Source organism: Burkholderia ubonensis subsp. mesacidophila, from assembly GCF_002097715.1.
Classification (GTDB): domain Bacteria; phylum Pseudomonadota; class Gammaproteobacteria; order Burkholderiales; family Burkholderiaceae; genus Burkholderia; species Burkholderia mesacidophila.
On the sequence record NZ_CP020738.1, the window covers coordinates 2113457 to 2129157 of the forward strand.

Sequence of the window (15701 nt, forward strand, 5' to 3'; positions counted from 1 at the left end):
ATGGGGGTCGATTCTACGATGGGACGCGTGCGATGGGCGCGCGTCGACTGCGCGCCGGTGTCAAAGCACGCTGCGCGGACGCACCATCGTCCCGTCGACGAAACGCCGCGCGCGGAACGCGGACAGATCGAGCGACGGCGCGCCGGTGTCGACCCATTCGGCGAGCAGGCGGCCGACGATCGGCCCCATCGCGAACCCGTGGCCGCAGAAGCCGGTCGCAATCGCGAGCCCCGCCGGCGTGCCCGGCGCGTCGATCACCGGGATGCCGTCGGGCAGCACGTCGATCAGGCCGGCCCACGCCTCGACGACCTGCGCGTCCTTCAGCGCCGGAAAGATCGCCTTCAGCTTCGCGAGCGCGCGCGGCGCGTGCGCGGGATTCGGCTGCGGCTGCGGATCGCGCGGCTCGATCGGCCCGGGCCCGCCGTTGATCCGCGCGGCCAGGTCGCGCCACGCGGCGCCGTTCAGGTGGAGCCGGAATTTCTCGCGCTGCGACCAGAACTCCGGCCAGAACAGGCTCAGCCCGCGCAGGTGGCCGAGCGTCAGGTCGACGTCCGCCTGCATGTCGTCGGCGAGATTGATCGCGCCGTTGCTGCGCTGGCGGATGCCGAGGCCGTGGCCCCAGAGCGTCGACGCGGAAACGGGCGGCAGCACGTTGGTGCGCATGCAGGTGCCGCGCACCGCCTGCTGCGGCAACCGGATGCCAACGCCGTCGAGCAGCCGGAAGCTCGTCGCGCCGGCCGCGCAGATCACGCGCGACGCGCGGATCGTGCCGCGCTCGGTCGCGACGCCGACGACCACGCCGCCCGCCGTCTCGATGGCCGTCACGCCGCAGCCTTCGAAGAAACGCGCGCCGGCCTCGGTCGCCCGCGCGGCGAACGCGGCGGCCACGCGCCGCGGCTCGGCCTGGCCGTCGCTCGCGGTGTAAAGGCCGCCGAGCGCGGGCGCGGCGAGACCGCTGACCCGCTCGTCGATCTGTGCGCGCGTCAGCGTGCGCGTGTCGAGCCCGTGGTCGCGCGCGACGCTCAGCCACGCCTGGAACGACGCCCAGTCCGTTTCATTGTCCGCAATATAGAGACAGCCGCCCTGCCGCCATTCGAGATCGAAACCGAGCGTGGCCTCCAGTCCTTCCCAGATCCGCATGCCGGCCATCATCAGCGGCACTTCGGGGGCTTCGCGCCCCTGCTGGCGCACGAAGCCCCATGCGCGCGCGGATTGCTGCCCGGCGAGCCGGGACTTGTCGAGCACGACGGCCTTCAGGCCACGCAAGCCCAGGTAGTACGCGGCTGCGCAACCCATGATGCCGGCGCCCGCGATCACCACGTCGGCATCGGCCGGAAATGCCGCGTCGGCACGGGTCAGGTTGGCGTGTAGCGGGTAGGTTGTCGTCATTGTTTCCTGATCGTCTAGTCTTGTCGTGCTCGGGCCGTGCGGCGGCGTCCGGTAACGCCGACTCGTGCAGGGCCAATGATATCGATCGCTTGCCATCGATCAATCCGTATCGGAGCAGGATCGCGCGCGACTCACGACGATCAAGGACGCTCATTCTCTTGCGCGCTTCGCGGAAGACGCCTCCTCCTCGTCCGGGCTAACGCCTCGCGCGGCCTTTGTCTTCATTGCGTCGGTCAGAACAACAGGCGTCGGCGTTTCGCCGGCCTTGGACCTTGATCGAATCTTGTCGACGAAGTTCGGCGTGTTGCTGGGCGACGCCGCTTTATATTCGCCGACCGTGACGCGACGCGCATCCCATAGCGCAGTAATGTTCTCGGCAGGCACGCCGCCCTTGATCAGAACTTCCTGCGACCCCTTGGCCGCATTCAGCCCCGAGCCGCCGTTGGGAAAGATCAGGGCCTGGTCGTGGGGCGTCGTGAGATCGTAGGTTTCCTTGTCCGCCGGCTTCGTGAATTTCGCGACCTGCCCCCCTTCGCTTCTTGCGGCCCAGGCTGCCGCCACTTTCTTGCTGCGGGTTGCGGAAACCCAAGCACTCTTCACCTCTGCCCGGCTACCGGCCTGAACATGCGCAAGCGCCGAAATCGACGGATCGTGGTCTTTGGGCGGAAGCAGCCCGGTTGTGCGTACGTGCCGCTCGTCGCGACGCAATGACCGGTACAAGACGTCCGGGTTCTCGCTATCGGACTCCCCGCTAGACAGATTATGTTCGGCCCGAACGCGAGGGCGAGGCCTGTCGGCGAGCGCCGCGAGCGCTGCCGGAACGTTCGAAGTCGACGAAGATTCGCCATGCCCGCCGACGGCCGGCGTTTCTTCCGGGGAATGCGATGCGCTCGACGAGGCCGCATGGCTGCTGGTATTGACCTTAAACATGTTCGTGGCTTCCTCGCGACTGGTTTCGGAATCGATGGCGGCACAGAAAGCGAACTCTCTGCCCGGCATTCATCCTGCGCCAAGCATCATCGTCTCTCGGCATCGAAAGCGAAGTTTCGTGCATCAACGCGAAAGACGCGCGCGGGCCATCTTCGAGCGCCACGCCGCACCTCGGCCCTACAGGCCCGTTTCGTCTTGCGATGCCTTGTGCCTCGCATAGGCTTTCGCAGCGCCCATGGCTTCATGATGAGTCGCGAATGTCTCGTCGATTTTGTGCGTCATGCCAGGGATGTGCGTCTGCATCGCGGCGTGGTCGCTCTTTCGTTCGAATCGCACCAGTGCACGCCACACGCCCGGAGGCTCCTCATAAGCCTCACAGAAACACCGATAGCCGTTTTCGTCGACAAATGCATGCTCCGACATCTCAACCTCCGCATTGAATGACAAGCAACCCGCGCATGGCGCGTGGTTCGCACATCCGACATGCCGATGAGCCCCCTCCGGCGCCTGCTGCATCGCAGACGCCGAGCGCGAAAGCGTCGGGCTCGACGTTGGTCTCCTTGCGGTTGAGACTAGGCGGTCGCAGCGGATCAAGCAACGAATCGATGCGGGCGGGTCGCAAGCACTCCCCGCTCCTTTCATTGAACCAGAGGGATTCCATGCCATGCGCATCCGGTCGATTCGACAGACGCTCTCGCAGGCGAGCTTGAATGACTCGCTGCAAAACGTTGCTGGCCCTCGTTTCTGGCCCAGACCGAATGACTGGCGCGCGCGATGGCTGCGGAAGTGCAGATGTGACGTTACGCCACAGTCCGTCGAGCGAGATGACGGTCCGATTATGTGCAAATCCGATAGGAATCAAGCCGATACAAATCAGAATCGGCGCTTGACGTTGTGAATAAATTCGAACAGCCCCGCCCAACAAGAGCTGGACGCACACTCAGTGTAACGTTGCGAAACACCTTTCACACAATCGCGTGTTTCACTACAGGGAACCGATGCCATTTTGCGGTAAAGTTATCTTTTCCGCGCGTGGCCGGTCGGCTCGCCACTGGACGTCTCCGAGATTGTCCGACGAGTTCCGCCGCAAGGCGTCGTCCTGAACCGATCCCGCTCCCGTAGCATGACCACTGAAGCAATAACCACGGATTCCCTCGCGGTCGCAGAGCGCGTGCGCGAGCTGATGACCCGCAACGGCATCGGCAAGCGGCAGCAGACCACCGAGCTGTGCCGCATCCTCGACCTCAGCTTTTCCCAGGGCCACCGCAAACTGCGCGGCAGCAGCCCGTGGACGCTCGCGCAGATCAAGAAAGTCGCCGAAGCGTACGGCGAGCCCGCCGCGCAGCTGTTCGGCGCGCAGACGCTCGACCCCGGCATGGTCGGCGCGTATTCGCAGGAAGCCGTGCTGTACGCGGGCGTGGCCGAGATTCCGTGCACCGCCTGGATCGGCGCGCCGCTCGAAGCCGGCGCGCGGCCCGAGTTCGTCGCGTACGAGCAGAACGGCCACTGGCGCGTGCTGCGCCATAGCGGCGTGCTCTACCAGAACGCGTACGACGTGCACAAGATCGAAATCTATCCGCGCCGCGCGGAGAGCGACAAACTGCTCGTCGCCGTGATCGACCCCGATCGCGTCAGCGCGACCGAACTGTGCCGCTATCTCGAACGGCAAGGCTTCGCGACGGCCACGTTCGACGGCCTCACGGCATTCGTCGACGCGCTGCAGGGCCAGGCGTTCGACGCGGTCGTCACCGAATGGCTGTTCGACGACTGCACGGCCGCGACCGGGATCAAGGCGGTGCGCACGTCCGACAACCCCGGCGCGCCGATCTTCGTGCTGACGGGCGACCTGCTCACCGGCCGCGCGAGCGAGGCGGACATCAGCGAAGTGATCCGCGCATTCGACGTGGTCTGCTACGAAAAACCCGCACGCATGGCGATCCTCAGCGCGGATCTCGCGAAACGGCTCGCGCGGAGCTGAGCGCCCCGCCCGCTCCCATCATCGGCCGGATGGCCAGCGCACACGCCGCGCCGCGGCGGCGAACGGGTTCCTCAGTACAATAGCCGCACCCGTTCACGCCCACGCCGGCAACCACCGCGTCCGACCTCATGGCCCGCCTCATCCCCGACGACTGGAAAAGCCTCGCCGCGACCGGCGCGGCGGAACGCGAGCGCGAGACGCTCGCCGCACTCGAACACGCGCTGCCGGACAGCTACACCGTGTACCACGGCGTGCACTGGACCCGCGCCGAACAGGGTTTCTCGGTGTTCGGCGAAGCGGCGTTCGTCGTCGTCAGCCCGGCCGGGCGCGTCCTGCTGATCGAGCAGAAGGCGGGCTTCCTGCGCGAGACGCCGAAGGGGCTCGTCAAGGTCTACCTGCAGACCGAGCGCAACGTGCCGATCCAGCTCGCGCGCACGCAGGAGACGCTGCACCGCCGCCTGACCGCCGCGCTCGGCGCGGGCGTCTACGGCGTGGAGGCTTTGCTCTACTGTCCCGACTACACGATCCGCCAGGCCGCGATCGCGGGCGTCCCGTCCGACCGAATCGTCGACGCGACGCGCAAGGCGCAGCTCGCGCAGGTCATCCAGCAGATCCTGCCCGCCGACGAGCCGCGCGTCGCGAACGCGCCGAAGATCCATCACTTCCTCGCGGACGAGCTGGCGCTCACGCCCGATACGAGCGCGCTCGTCGGGCAGGCCGGCACGCTCGTCACGCGGCTGTCCGGCGGCCTCGCCGAATGGGCCCGCAAGCTCGAGTTCACGCCGTTCCGGCTGCGCGTCATCGGCACCGCGGGCTCGGGCAAGACGCAGCTCGCGGTGCAGGCGATGCGCGACGCGATCGCCGCGGGCCGGCGCGTGCTCTACGTCTGCTTCAACCGGCCGCTCGCCGACTACATCGCGCGCATCGCGCCGCCCGGCGCGAAGATCGCGAACTACCACCAGCTGTGCGACTGGGTAGCGCGCGACGGCGGCTACACGCCGGATTTCGACGCGCCCGACGCGTTCGGGCGGCTCGAAGCGCGCTTCGCGGAAACGCCAGTGCCCGAGCGCTGGCGCGTCGACGTCCTGATCGTCGACGAGGGGCAGGATTTCCATCCGTCATGGGCGACCGCGCTGGAGCGGCTGCTCGCGCCGGACGGCGCGTGGTGGTGGCTGGAGGATCCGTTGCAGAACCTCTATATGCGCGAGCCGGTGGCGCTGCCGGGCTGGGTGTCGCTCAAGGCGCTCACCAACTACCGCAGCCCGCGCGACCTGCTCGATTTCGTGCGCGACGTCGTCGGCCGCGTCGAGCCGCTTGCCGCCGAGCTGCGCTCGGGCAGCCCGTTCGACGGCTCCGATCTCGTCGTGTCCGCCTACGGTGATGCGAACGCGTCGCCCGCCGCGCTGGCCGACGCGTGCATCGACGCGACCAAGCGCGCGATCACGCAGGCGCTGTCGCTCGGATTCCGCAAGCAGGACATCGCGGTGCTGTCGTACCGCGGGCGCGAAGGCTCGGCGCTCGCAGCGCTCGACCAGCTTGGGCCCCACCAGGTCAAGCGCTTTACCGGCAAGTACGACCTGTTCGGCAACCCCGAATACCACGACGGCGACGTGCTGCTCGATTCGATCTATCGCTTCAAGGGGCAATCGGCGCCGTGCGTGATCCTCACCGAGATCGACTTCGACACGCTCGACGCGCGCGCGGCCCGCAAGCTGTTCGTCGGCGCGACCCGCGCGACGATGAAGCTGCTGCTCGTCGCATCGGCGCGCGCGGCTGCGCAGCTCACGGGGGCGTAAGGCGGTTGCCCGGACAGGGCTGGCTGGTGGATGGGCGCCGATCGGGATCGGGCGCGTGTGGGGGAAACCGGCCGGTTGGGCTTGGTTGAACCAGTAAGGTCGACCGCTTGGTCCGGTTCAGTCCGGCCGGCTGGATTCGCCTGACCGGCCATGCACGGCCGGTCAGGCACGGCCGGTCAGGCAGCGTCAGTCGAACCCGCTTACGCGACGCGGAACGCGCCGACCGCGCGGCGCAGGCCATCGGCCTGCTCTTCAAGCGACGCGGCCGCGGCAGCCGCCTCTTCGACGAGCGCCGCGTTCTGCTGCGACACCTGATCCATCTGCGACACCGCGAGGTTCACCTGCTCGATCCCGTCGCGCTGTTCGTTCGACGCCGCCGCGATCTCGGTCATGATGCTGGTCACGCGCGCGATCGCCTGCTGGATGTCCTGCATCGTCGTGCCGGCCACGCCGACGAGCCGCGAGCCGTTCGCGACGCGCTCGACCGATTCGCCGATCAGCGTGCGGATCTCCTTCGCCGCGGTGGCCGAGCGCTGCGCGAGCGTGCGCACCTCGCCCGCGACCACCGCGAAGCCGCGGCCCTGCTCGCCCGCGCGCGCCGCTTCCACGGCGGCATTCAGCGCGAGGATGTTGGTCTGGAACGCGATCCCTTCGATCGTGCCGATGATGTCGGCGACCTTCTGCGAGCTCTGGTCGATCTCGTTCATCGTGCCGATCACCTCGCTGACGACCGTCGCCCCCTTCGACGCGATCTGGGACGCGCTGTCCGCGCACGCCTGCGCTTCGGCCGCGTTATCGGCGTTCTGCTTCACCGTCGCCGTCAGCTGCTCCATGCTCGCGGCCGTCTCCTCGAGTGCGGCGGCCTGCTCCTCGGTGCGCTGCGACAGGTCGGTGTTGCCGGCGGCGATCTGGTGCGTCGCGGTGACGATCGCCTCGGAACCCCGCGTGACCTGGCGCACGGTGTCGGCGAGGCTGGACTGCATGCCCTGCACGCCCTTGACCAGTTCGGCCATCTCGTCGCGCGACGCCCAGCGCACTTCCGAGGTCAGGTCGCCGTCCGACAGGCGGCGGAAGTGCGTCAGCAACCGGGCAAGCGGCTGCGAGATCGCGAAATGCAGGCCGATCGCGCAGCCGAGGCACGCGGCGATGCCGAACGCGATGCCGGCGACCGCGCCGGCGCGCAGCCATGCGTAATACGTCTGCGCGGTGTCGAACACCTCCTTGCCCTGTGCCGCCTGGAAGTTGTCGAGCGCATCGGTCGCCTGCGTGAGCGCGACCGACAGCGGCGGCGCAACCGTCATCAGCAGCCGGTCGGCCTCGTCGCGGCGGCCGGTCCGGATCGCGTCGGCCATCGGCTTGAGCGCCTGCCCGATCAGCGCCTGGCGCGCGGCGTCCGTGCGGCTGGCAAGCGCGCTCTCGTCGCCGTCGTGCGGCATCGCCGCGTAGGTACGCCACGCGGCGTCCGCCTTCGCGAGGTAGTTGTCCGCCTTCGTCAGCAGATCCGGCACTTCGGGCGCCTCGGGATGCAGCATCGCGCGATCGAGCGTCGTGCGCACGATCGTCAGGTTCAGGGTCGACGCGGAAAGCGCGGTCTTCGAGGCCAGCTGGCCGTTATACGCCTCGTCGAGCGCGCGGTTCGAGCTTTGCATGCCGGCAAGGCCGATCAGCCCGGAAATGACGAGCAGGCCGGCAACCAGGCCAAGCGTGGAGAAGATCCGGGTCCGGATCGAGAATCGGGAAAACAGGGCGTTCAGGTTCATGACGGAACGTGGGCGGTAAAAAAAAGTCTCGCGGCGATCGGTGCGCGGCATTTTGTATTACGGATTGCCTGCAGAAAACTTGAGTCCGGCCCCCTTTCATTCCGTGATTTACGTCAAATTCGGCGTCGGGCATCGCCTTCTTGTTACGCCTGAAACAATTCAGGGATAAGCAGAAATTGACTAGGCAACCTTTAGCCCCTATATTTTCGGGCAATTCACTGCCATGGCAGATATCCCCCATGCAAACCGAAACCGTTCCGCGCACGCCGACCGCCGACGCAGCTCGCAGCGACACGCCCGTGGGGCTGATCATCGCCGCGTTGCTGCTTGTGATGCTGCTGTCCGCGCTCGACCAGACCATCGTGTCCACCGCGCTGCCGACGATCGTCGGCGAGCTCGGCGGGCTCGACCAGCTGTCGTGGGTCGTGACCGCGTACCTGCTGTCGTCCACCGTCGTGCTGCCACTGTACGGCAAGCTCGGCGACCTGTACGGCCGCAAGATCGTGCTGCAGGCGGCGATCGTGCTGTTCCTCGCCGGCTCGGTGCTCTGCGGCGTCGCGCAGGACATGACACAGCTGATCCTGCTGCGCGCGCTGCAGGGGCTCGGCGGCGGCGGCCTGATGGTCGTCACGATGGCCGCGATCGGCGACCTGATCCCGCCCGACGAGCGCGGCCGCTACCAGGGGATGTTCGGCGGCGTGTACGGCCTCGCGACGATCATCGGGCCGCTGCTCGGCGGCTTCCTCGTCGAGCACCTGTCGTGGCGCTGGATCTTCTACATCAACCTGCCGCTCGGCTTCGTCGCGCTCGCAGTGATCGGCGTCGCGTTCAAGCCGCACGCCGCGCACGTGAAGCACCGGATCGACTACCTGGGCGCCGCGTTCCTCGCGACCGCCCTCACCTGCATCATCCTGTTCACGAGCGAAGGCGGCTCGCTGCTGCCGTGGTCATCGCCGCAGCTGTGGATGACGCTCGTGCTCGGCGTCGTCGCGATCGGCGGGTTCGTCTATGAGGAGCGGCTCGCCGCTGAGCCGATCATGCCGCTCGCGCTGTTCCGCCATCGCACCTTCGTGCTGTGCAGCCTGATCGGCTTCGTCGTCGGCGTCGCGCTGTTCGGCTCGGTCACGTTCATTCCGCTGTACCTGCAGGTCGTGAAGGGCTCGACACCGTCGCAGGCCGGGATGCAGTTGCTGCCGATGATGGGCGGGATGCTCGCGATGTCGGTGGCGAGCGGTCGCCTGATCTCGCGGTTCGGCCGCTATCGCGCGTTTCCGATCGCGGGGACGCTGGTCGGCGGCGTCGCGATGGCGCTGCTGTCCACGCTGTCGCTCGACACGCCGCTGCACACGATGTACGGCTACATGGCGCTGCTCGGCATCGGGCTCGGGATGGTGATGCCGGTGCTCGTGCTCGCGGTGCAGAACACGATCGATTTCCGCCACATGGGCGTCGCGACGTCGGGCGTCACGCTGTTCCGCTCGATCGGCGGCTCGCTCGGCGTCGCGGCGTTCGGCGCGCTGTTCTCGAACGGGCTGCAGACGCGGCTCGCGAATACGCTGCCGGCCGGCGCCGAGCTGCCGGCATCGCTCGGCCCCGCCGCCGTGCACCGGTTGCCGGACGCGGTGCGCGACGCATACCTGCATGCGTTCGCGGGGTCGCTGCACGTCGTGTATCTCGCGGCGTCGGCGGTGATCGCGATCGCGTTCGTGCTCGCGTGGTTCGTCGAGGATGCGCCGCTGCGCAAGCGCGCGTAAGCGGGTAAGCGGGTAAGCGGGCAGGCGGCCTGCCCCGCGCCCCGTCACGGCACCAGCACTACCGCCCCCGTCGTCGCCCGCGCTTCCAGCATCCGGTGCGCATCGGCCGCCTGTTCGAGCGGCAGCCGCGCGCCGATCTCGACGTGCATCCCGCCCGCCAGCCGCTCGAGCGTCACGCGCGCGGCTTCCCGATAGCCGGCCACGTCCCGCGCGATGAAGCCGAGCACGCTCGGCCGCGCAAGTGCGATCGAACGCGCCGGCCCCAGTTCGTCGAGGTCGAAGGTCTGCCGTGCGCCGATCGCGGCCACCTGCCCGATGCTCGCGACCATTCCGAACGGCCTGACCGCGCCGAGCGTGCGCGTCAGCACGTCGCCGCCGATCCCGTCGATCGCATAATCGACGCCCGCGCCGCCGCCGAACGCGCGCGCGGCCGCGACGAAATCGTCGTCGCGATAGTCGACGACCGCTTCCGCGCCGTGCGCCCGCGCGAGCGCCGCCTTCGCGGCCGACCCGACCGTGCCGATCACCCGCGCGCCAAGCGCGCGCGCCCACTGCGTGGCGAGCAGCCCGACGCCGCCGGCCGCCGCATGCACGAGCACCGTGTCGCCCGCGCGGACCTGCCGGACCCGATGCATCAGCATGTAGACCGTGATCCCTTTCAGCAGCCCGGCAGCAGCCGCCTCGTCGCTCAGCGTGTCGGGCACGGGCAGCACGCGCTCGGCCGACAGCGTGCGAAGGGTCGCGTAGCTGCCGGTCGGCAGTCCCGCGTACGCGACGCGCTGGCCCGGCACGAGATCCGTCACGCCGGGACCGACCGCGTCGATCACGCCGGCCGCCTCGACGCCGAGCGCGTCCGGCAACGCGGGCAGCGCGTGTGCGCCGGTCCGGAAATAGATGTCGACGAAATTCACGCCGACGGCGGTCTGGCGAATCCGCACCTCGCCGGCGCCGGGCAGCGCGACGGGCGCATCCACGCGGCGCAGCACGCCGGCGTCGCCGTAACGATCGATCCCGATCCGGATGGCAGTGGCAGCTTGGGTCATGACGTTCCTCGCAATCGAATGAAGTGATGCGATGATCCCATCGTGCATAATCGAGCGGAATTCACGATTGACGACCAACTACTGTGCAAAATTCGACAGATGATGCGACGACCTCTGCGCCGCCGATGAGCTGGGACGACATCCGCTATTTCCTCGCGGTGATGCGCGGCGGCAGCCTGTCGGCGGCCGCGCGGTCGCTGCAGGTCCAGCATTCGACGGTCGCGCGGCGCATCGACGCGCTGGAAACCGCGCTCGGCATCCGCCTGTTCGACCGGCTGCCGCGCGGCTGGCCGCCGACCGACGAGGGCCTGCACCTCGCCGAGCATGCGGCGCGCCTCGAAGCCGACGCCCATGCGTTCGCGCGCGCCGCGCAGGGGGCAGCAGCGCTCGACGGCGTCGTGCGCGTGTCGGCGTCGCCGGTGTTCGCCAGCCACTTCCTTGCGCCGCGTCTCGCTCGCGCGCAGCGCGCGTGGCCGGCGCTGCGGATCGACCTGATGGGCGAGATGCACGCGGCCAACCTGTATGCGCGCGAAGCCGATCTGGCGGTGCGCCTGTCGCGGCCGAGCGAACCGGGGCTCGCCGCGCGCCGGCTCGGCACGATGCGCTTCGCGCTGTGCGCGTCGTCCGAATGGGCGGCCGCCCCGCCCGACACGTGGCCGTTCCTCGGCTACGACGACGCGCTCGCGCAGACGCCGCAGCAGCAATGGCTCGAACGCTTCGCGGCCGGGCGCCGCTTCGCGTTCATCGCAAACGACCTCGCGGCGCTGCATCGCGCGTGCCTGGCCGGCGCGGGCGTCGCGCTGCTGCCGCGGTTTCTGGTCGATGATCCGGCGATCGATTCCGTGACGGCGGCGCCTGCCCCCGGCAGGCTCGCGCCCGCGGCGCTCGTCGAGCTGACCTCCGCGCCGCGCTGCGACATCGAACGCGAGATCTGGCTCGTCGTGCACCCCGACGTGCGCCGGTCACCGCGCGTGCAGCGCGTTGCGGACGCGATCGCGGATGCGGTGCGCGCGGCGGACGGGCAGCTCTGACGCCGCGGCCCGTCAGAACCGCTGCTGCAGACCGGCCATGATCCCCATCTGGTTCCGCCCCATGCCGGCGGTTCCGCCGGCGGCGACCGCCTTGGCGGCCGTCGCGCTGTTCAGCATGTAGCCGACCGACGTATAGACGCGCGTCCGCTTCGACAGGAGATGGTTCGCGCGCCCGACCAGCAGGGTCGCGTTCGCGTTCGCGTCCGCGTGGCACGCCGGCCCGCGTTGCAGATAGCGCGTGCCTTGCGCGTCGAGCGACACCGTGGGCGTCAGCGTATAGGTGACGCCGGCGAAGAAGATGTCGGTCTGCAAATGGGTGGCCGCCGCAACGTTGTTCCGTATCCATCCCGCGCCGAACTTTGCGCGCCCCATCACCGCGTATCCGTCGACGACGCTGTGCGTACTCGTATACGCGCTGCTGTCGAGCGGCGCCGCTGCGCCCGCCCCGCCGCGCTTCACGTCGTAGGACGCCGCAACACCGAAGCGCGCCGCGTCGTATGCGACCAGCACCGTATATTGCCGGCACGCGAGCGGATTGCCCGGCACCTGCCCCGCGCAGCCGGTGGCCGACGGCCCCGCCGGCCCGGCGGCGTCGCGGCCGAAGCTGTAGGTGCCGCCGATCGTGAATCCCCGGAACTTGCCCAGGTAGCCGATCGCGTTGTCGCTGCGTGCATTCGGCAGATACGCGTCGAAGTTGCTCGGCGAATGAATCGACGGCCCGATGACGTCGGCGTTGGCGAGCGCATAGGCCGTCATGTTCATTTGCCTGCCGAGCGTGAGCGTTCCGTGATCGCTGCTCAGGCCCACGTTCGCCTGCCGGCCGAACAGCCGCCCGCCGTAATTGAACCCGCCCGTGCCGGGCTGGAAGCCGTTTTCCAGCACGAAGAACACCCGGTAGCCGCCGCCGACGTCTTCGGCACCTCTCACGCCCCACCGCGACGGCAATTCGCCGGTCAGATGCGGCATGCCCACCGCCGATCCGCCCTTCGCCGCATGGTTGTAGTACGAAACGCCGGTATCGACGATGCCGTACAGCGTCACACTGCCTTGTGCATGCGCGATGCCGGCTGCCGCCATCAGCGCCATTGCAAGCGCATTCCCCTTCACCATCGCCTTCAACGCCCCTGAATCGATATGCATGACTGAGTTTTTCCATGAGACAAACGACGCAGCGTTGCCGCGCGCGATCGGCCGCCGGCCTCGCGCCGGCGCCCCGCCGATCTGCCGCTCAGGACTGTTGCGCATGCGCCACCTGCCGCTCGCCGCCGGACACCGGGCGGCCGTGGTGCGAAGCCGAGCGCCGATGATCGATCAGTCCGACCGCGACGGCCGCCGCCAGCGCAGGCAGCCCGATCGCCATGAAGTTCTGTTCCAGCGGCAGATCGATGCCCACCAGCGCGCCGATGACGATCGGCGCCAGGATCGCGCCGCTGCGGCCGACGCCCAGCGTCCAGCCGATGCCCGTCGCACGGATCTCCATCGGATAGAACTGCCCCGCATACGCGCAGTTGACGATCTGCGTGCCGATGGTCGACGCGCCGGCCAGGCCGACCAGCACGAACAGCAGCGCGGTGGGCACCTCGTAGCCGAGCAGCGTGATCGACACCGCGGCGAGCAGATACATCGACACGAGCACTGTCTTGATCGGGAATCGATCGGCCAGCCAGCCGCCGCCGATTGCACCGACCATCGCGCCGGCGTTCAGCACCAGCACGAACGTCAGCGCGGAGCCGAGGCTGTAGCCCGCGCTCGCCATCAGCCTGGTCAGCCACGAGCTGAGCGCATACACCATGAACAGGCACATGAAGCACGCGATCCAGAACATGACCGTGCTGAGTCCGCGACCGTCGTCGAACAACCGGCGCACCGGCGCGTTGCCCGCGTTGCCCTCGCGCGGGACGACATAGCAGTCGCCCGCTTGAGGCCGGTACGCCGGATCGAGCCGGCGTGCGATGCGCGCGAGCTCGTCCGTCCTGCCGCGCCGGATCAGGAACGGCAGCGATTCCGGCATCCATTTCACGAGCAGCGGGACGAGCAGCACCGGCGCGCCCGCGGCGACGAACACGGACTGCCATCCGTACGCCTCGATCATCCCCTTGCCCATCACGGCCGCCAGCATGCCGCCGGCCGAATAGCCGCTGAACATGAGCGTCACCAGCGTGTTGCGCACGCGCCGCGGCGCGTACTCGGTCATGTGGGCGATCACGTTCGGCATCACGCCGCCGATGCCGATGCCCGCCAGGAAGCGGGCGGCGCCGAACAGCGCGGGCGTCGGCGCCAGCCCGGCCGCCGCGGTAAACACGCTGAACAGCGTCAGGCAGGCCGCGATGGCCCAGCGGCGCCCGATCCGCTCGGCGACGGTCCCGAACACGATGTTGCCGAACATCATGCCGAACAGCGCCGAGCTGACCATGAAGCCGGCCTGTGCGGGATTGACGCCCATCTCGTTCATGATCGCCGGCAGCGCGATGCCGGCCACCGCCAGGTCGTAGCCGTCGAACACGATGATCAGCGCGCACCAGAAAAGCACGACGCCGTGCAGCGTGCCCAGCCGCGCGTCGTCCGAGAGCGCCTGCAGGTTGATTTGACGCATGTAAATTCCTTCCTCTCTACAGATGGGGTTCAGGGCCGGCGGCAACCGTCGCGCGGCATCCGCCATCGTTCGGCGCATTGATTTCGTAGTTGTACGAAACACAATCGCCAAACGGTTTCCGTCCGGATGCCGGCGCAGTGTAGGAAGCCACAATGATTTCCACTATCCGGAATTTGCAGGCGGCTCGCGAATTTGATCCGCTTTTTTCGCACGCCGCGCGTTATCCGGATTTTTCCTCGGCACGAACGGGACTATCCGTTTCTTGCAATACTTTAGACAATCCCGATGAAGATCAATATCATCCATTCGGGATATCTCCCACGCTAGAGAAGCCGATGTGGCACGACGCGCAGCCGCGGCCAGCCGGATGCGCGGCACGGAAACGCCACACAGGAGACGCCATGCCCCTCACCCCCAATGCGGAAGTGCTGTCCGCGCTGTACCGGAATTGCCTGTTCCGATCCGGATTGCGCATGGATGCGCACGAGCAGGTCTCCTTGGAGCTGGCCGAGCATGCGCTGCGCTGGAAGCGCGGCGTGCCCGACGCGGCGCTTTTCAAGGGGCAGTTGAATCACCTGACCGTCTACGCGCTGCAGTACGGCGCCGAAGTCGAGGTCATCCCGCGCCCGTTCGACGGCTTTTCGCTCGTCCACACGTCGCTCGCGGGCGGCGCCGAGATAGAGTGCGACGGGCACGTGATGCGCGTGTCCGAAGGACGCACCGCCGTGCTGGCGCCCAGGACGCACGTGCGCCTGCGCTGGCGGCCCGGCACCCGGCAACTGATCGTCAAGGTGCCCGATTCGCTGATGCGCGTGGTTTCCGGCCGCCCGCCCGACGACGAGGCGCCCGCCCTCGCGCCAGGATTCCTGCTGCCGACGGCGCTTGCGTCGCAATGGGATCTGATTGCGCAGTCGCTGCTCAATGTCCTCGCCGTTGCCGACGACGGCGGCATACGGGCCGAGTGGCGCGACCACTTCGAACGAAGCCTCGCGCTGTTCCTGCTCGTGCATCGCCCGCCGCCGCCCGCTACCGCGCGTGCCGGCCCGACGCCGGAATCGCGCGGCACGCCGGCGGAATCCGGATCGCAGGGCGGCATCAGGCAGATGGACGCGCTGCTCGAATTCATCGACGCACGGCTCTGCGCGCCGATCTCGCTCGAAGATCTCGCCAGGGCCGCCGGCGTCAGCTTTCGGACGCTGAACGTGCTGTGTCGCCGCTACCACGGCGCGACCCCGATGGAGCTGCTGCGCAACATCCGGCTGGACGCCGCCCGCGCGCAGTTGCTGACCGACCCGATGGCCAGCATCACCGATACGGCGCTGACGTTCGGCTTCGGGCACCTCGGCCGGTTTTCCGGCTACTACTTCGCCCGCTTCAACGAGTTGCCGCGCGACACGCAGAAGAAGCGGCCGCCGGGCTGAACGCCG

12 protein-coding genes are annotated in these 15701 nt (G+C 68.4%); 5 read left to right on the forward strand and 7 right to left on the reverse strand.

Annotation, left to right across the window (positions count from 1 at the left end):
- Window positions 1–60 precede the first annotated feature (60 nt).
- From B7P44_RS26825 to B7P44_RS26835, 3 genes are all read right to left on the reverse strand, one after another.
- Window positions 61–1389: an NAD(P)/FAD-dependent oxidoreductase gene (locus B7P44_RS26825; protein WP_084908938.1), complete on the reverse strand. Its 1329-nt coding sequence runs from the start codon at window positions 1387–1389 to the stop codon at window positions 61–63.
- A 150-nt stretch (window positions 1390–1539) separates the two neighbouring features.
- Window positions 1540–2319, reverse strand: a complete 780-nt coding sequence (locus B7P44_RS26830) for a hypothetical protein (RefSeq protein ID WP_133117922.1) — start codon at window positions 2317–2319, stop codon at window positions 1540–1542.
- Between the two features lie 177 nt (window positions 2320–2496).
- Window positions 2497–2742, reverse strand: coding sequence for a hypothetical protein (locus B7P44_RS26835; protein ID WP_084908940.1), 246 nt, complete (start codon window positions 2740–2742; stop codon window positions 2497–2499).
- Window positions 2743–3442: 700 nt separating this feature from the next.
- On the opposite strand from B7P44_RS26835, the gene B7P44_RS26840 reads away from it, so the two are divergent.
- Window positions 3443–4297, forward strand: a complete 855-nt coding sequence (locus B7P44_RS26840) for a helix-turn-helix domain-containing protein (protein WP_010096915.1) — start codon at window positions 3443–3445, stop codon at window positions 4295–4297.
- Window positions 4298–4425: 128 nt separating this feature from the next.
- On the forward strand, window positions 4426–6093 hold the full coding sequence (locus B7P44_RS26845; RefSeq protein WP_084908941.1) for an ATP-binding domain-containing protein: 1668 nt from the start codon (window positions 4426–4428) through the stop codon (window positions 6091–6093).
- A gap of 200 nt (window positions 6094–6293) precedes the next feature.
- Here the strand turns inward: B7P44_RS26845 and B7P44_RS26850 are convergent, their stop codons facing one another.
- A complete protein-coding gene (locus B7P44_RS26850; protein WP_084908942.1) occupies window positions 6294–7853 on the reverse strand; it encodes a methyl-accepting chemotaxis protein in 1560 nt (519 codons plus the stop codon).
- Between the two features lie 239 nt (window positions 7854–8092).
- On the opposite strand from B7P44_RS26850, the gene B7P44_RS26855 reads away from it, so the two are divergent.
- Window positions 8093–9607: an MDR family MFS transporter gene (locus B7P44_RS26855; RefSeq protein WP_084908943.1), complete on the forward strand. Its 1515-nt coding sequence runs from the start codon at window positions 8093–8095 to the stop codon at window positions 9605–9607.
- A 44-nt stretch (window positions 9608–9651) separates the two neighbouring features.
- Here the strand turns inward: B7P44_RS26855 and B7P44_RS26860 are convergent, their stop codons facing one another.
- Window positions 9652–10650 (reverse strand): quinone oxidoreductase family protein, encoded by a 999-nt coding sequence (locus tag B7P44_RS26860; protein WP_084908944.1) that lies wholly within the window; start codon window positions 10648–10650, stop codon window positions 9652–9654.
- Window positions 10651–10775: 125 nt separating this feature from the next.
- On the opposite strand from B7P44_RS26860, the gene B7P44_RS26865 reads away from it, so the two are divergent.
- Window positions 10776–11681: a LysR family transcriptional regulator gene (locus tag B7P44_RS26865; protein ID WP_084908945.1), complete on the forward strand. Its 906-nt coding sequence runs from the start codon at window positions 10776–10778 to the stop codon at window positions 11679–11681.
- A 12-nt stretch (window positions 11682–11693) separates the two neighbouring features.
- On the opposite strand, the gene B7P44_RS26870 is transcribed toward B7P44_RS26865, so the two are convergent.
- Entirely contained in the window at window positions 11694–12821 is a 1128-nt protein-coding gene (locus tag B7P44_RS26870) for a porin (protein ID WP_231716714.1), read from the reverse strand.
- 88 nt (window positions 12822–12909) lie between these two features.
- Window positions 12910–14274, reverse strand: a complete 1365-nt coding sequence (locus B7P44_RS26875) for an MFS transporter (RefSeq protein ID WP_084908947.1) — start codon at window positions 14272–14274, stop codon at window positions 12910–12912.
- Between the two features lie 152 nt (window positions 14275–14426).
- On the opposite strand from B7P44_RS26875, the gene B7P44_RS26880 reads away from it, so the two are divergent.
- Window positions 14427–15695, forward strand: a complete 1269-nt coding sequence (locus B7P44_RS26880) for an AraC family transcriptional regulator (RefSeq protein WP_231716715.1) — start codon at window positions 14427–14429, stop codon at window positions 15693–15695.
- The last annotated feature ends 6 nt before the right edge of the window (window positions 15696–15701 follow it).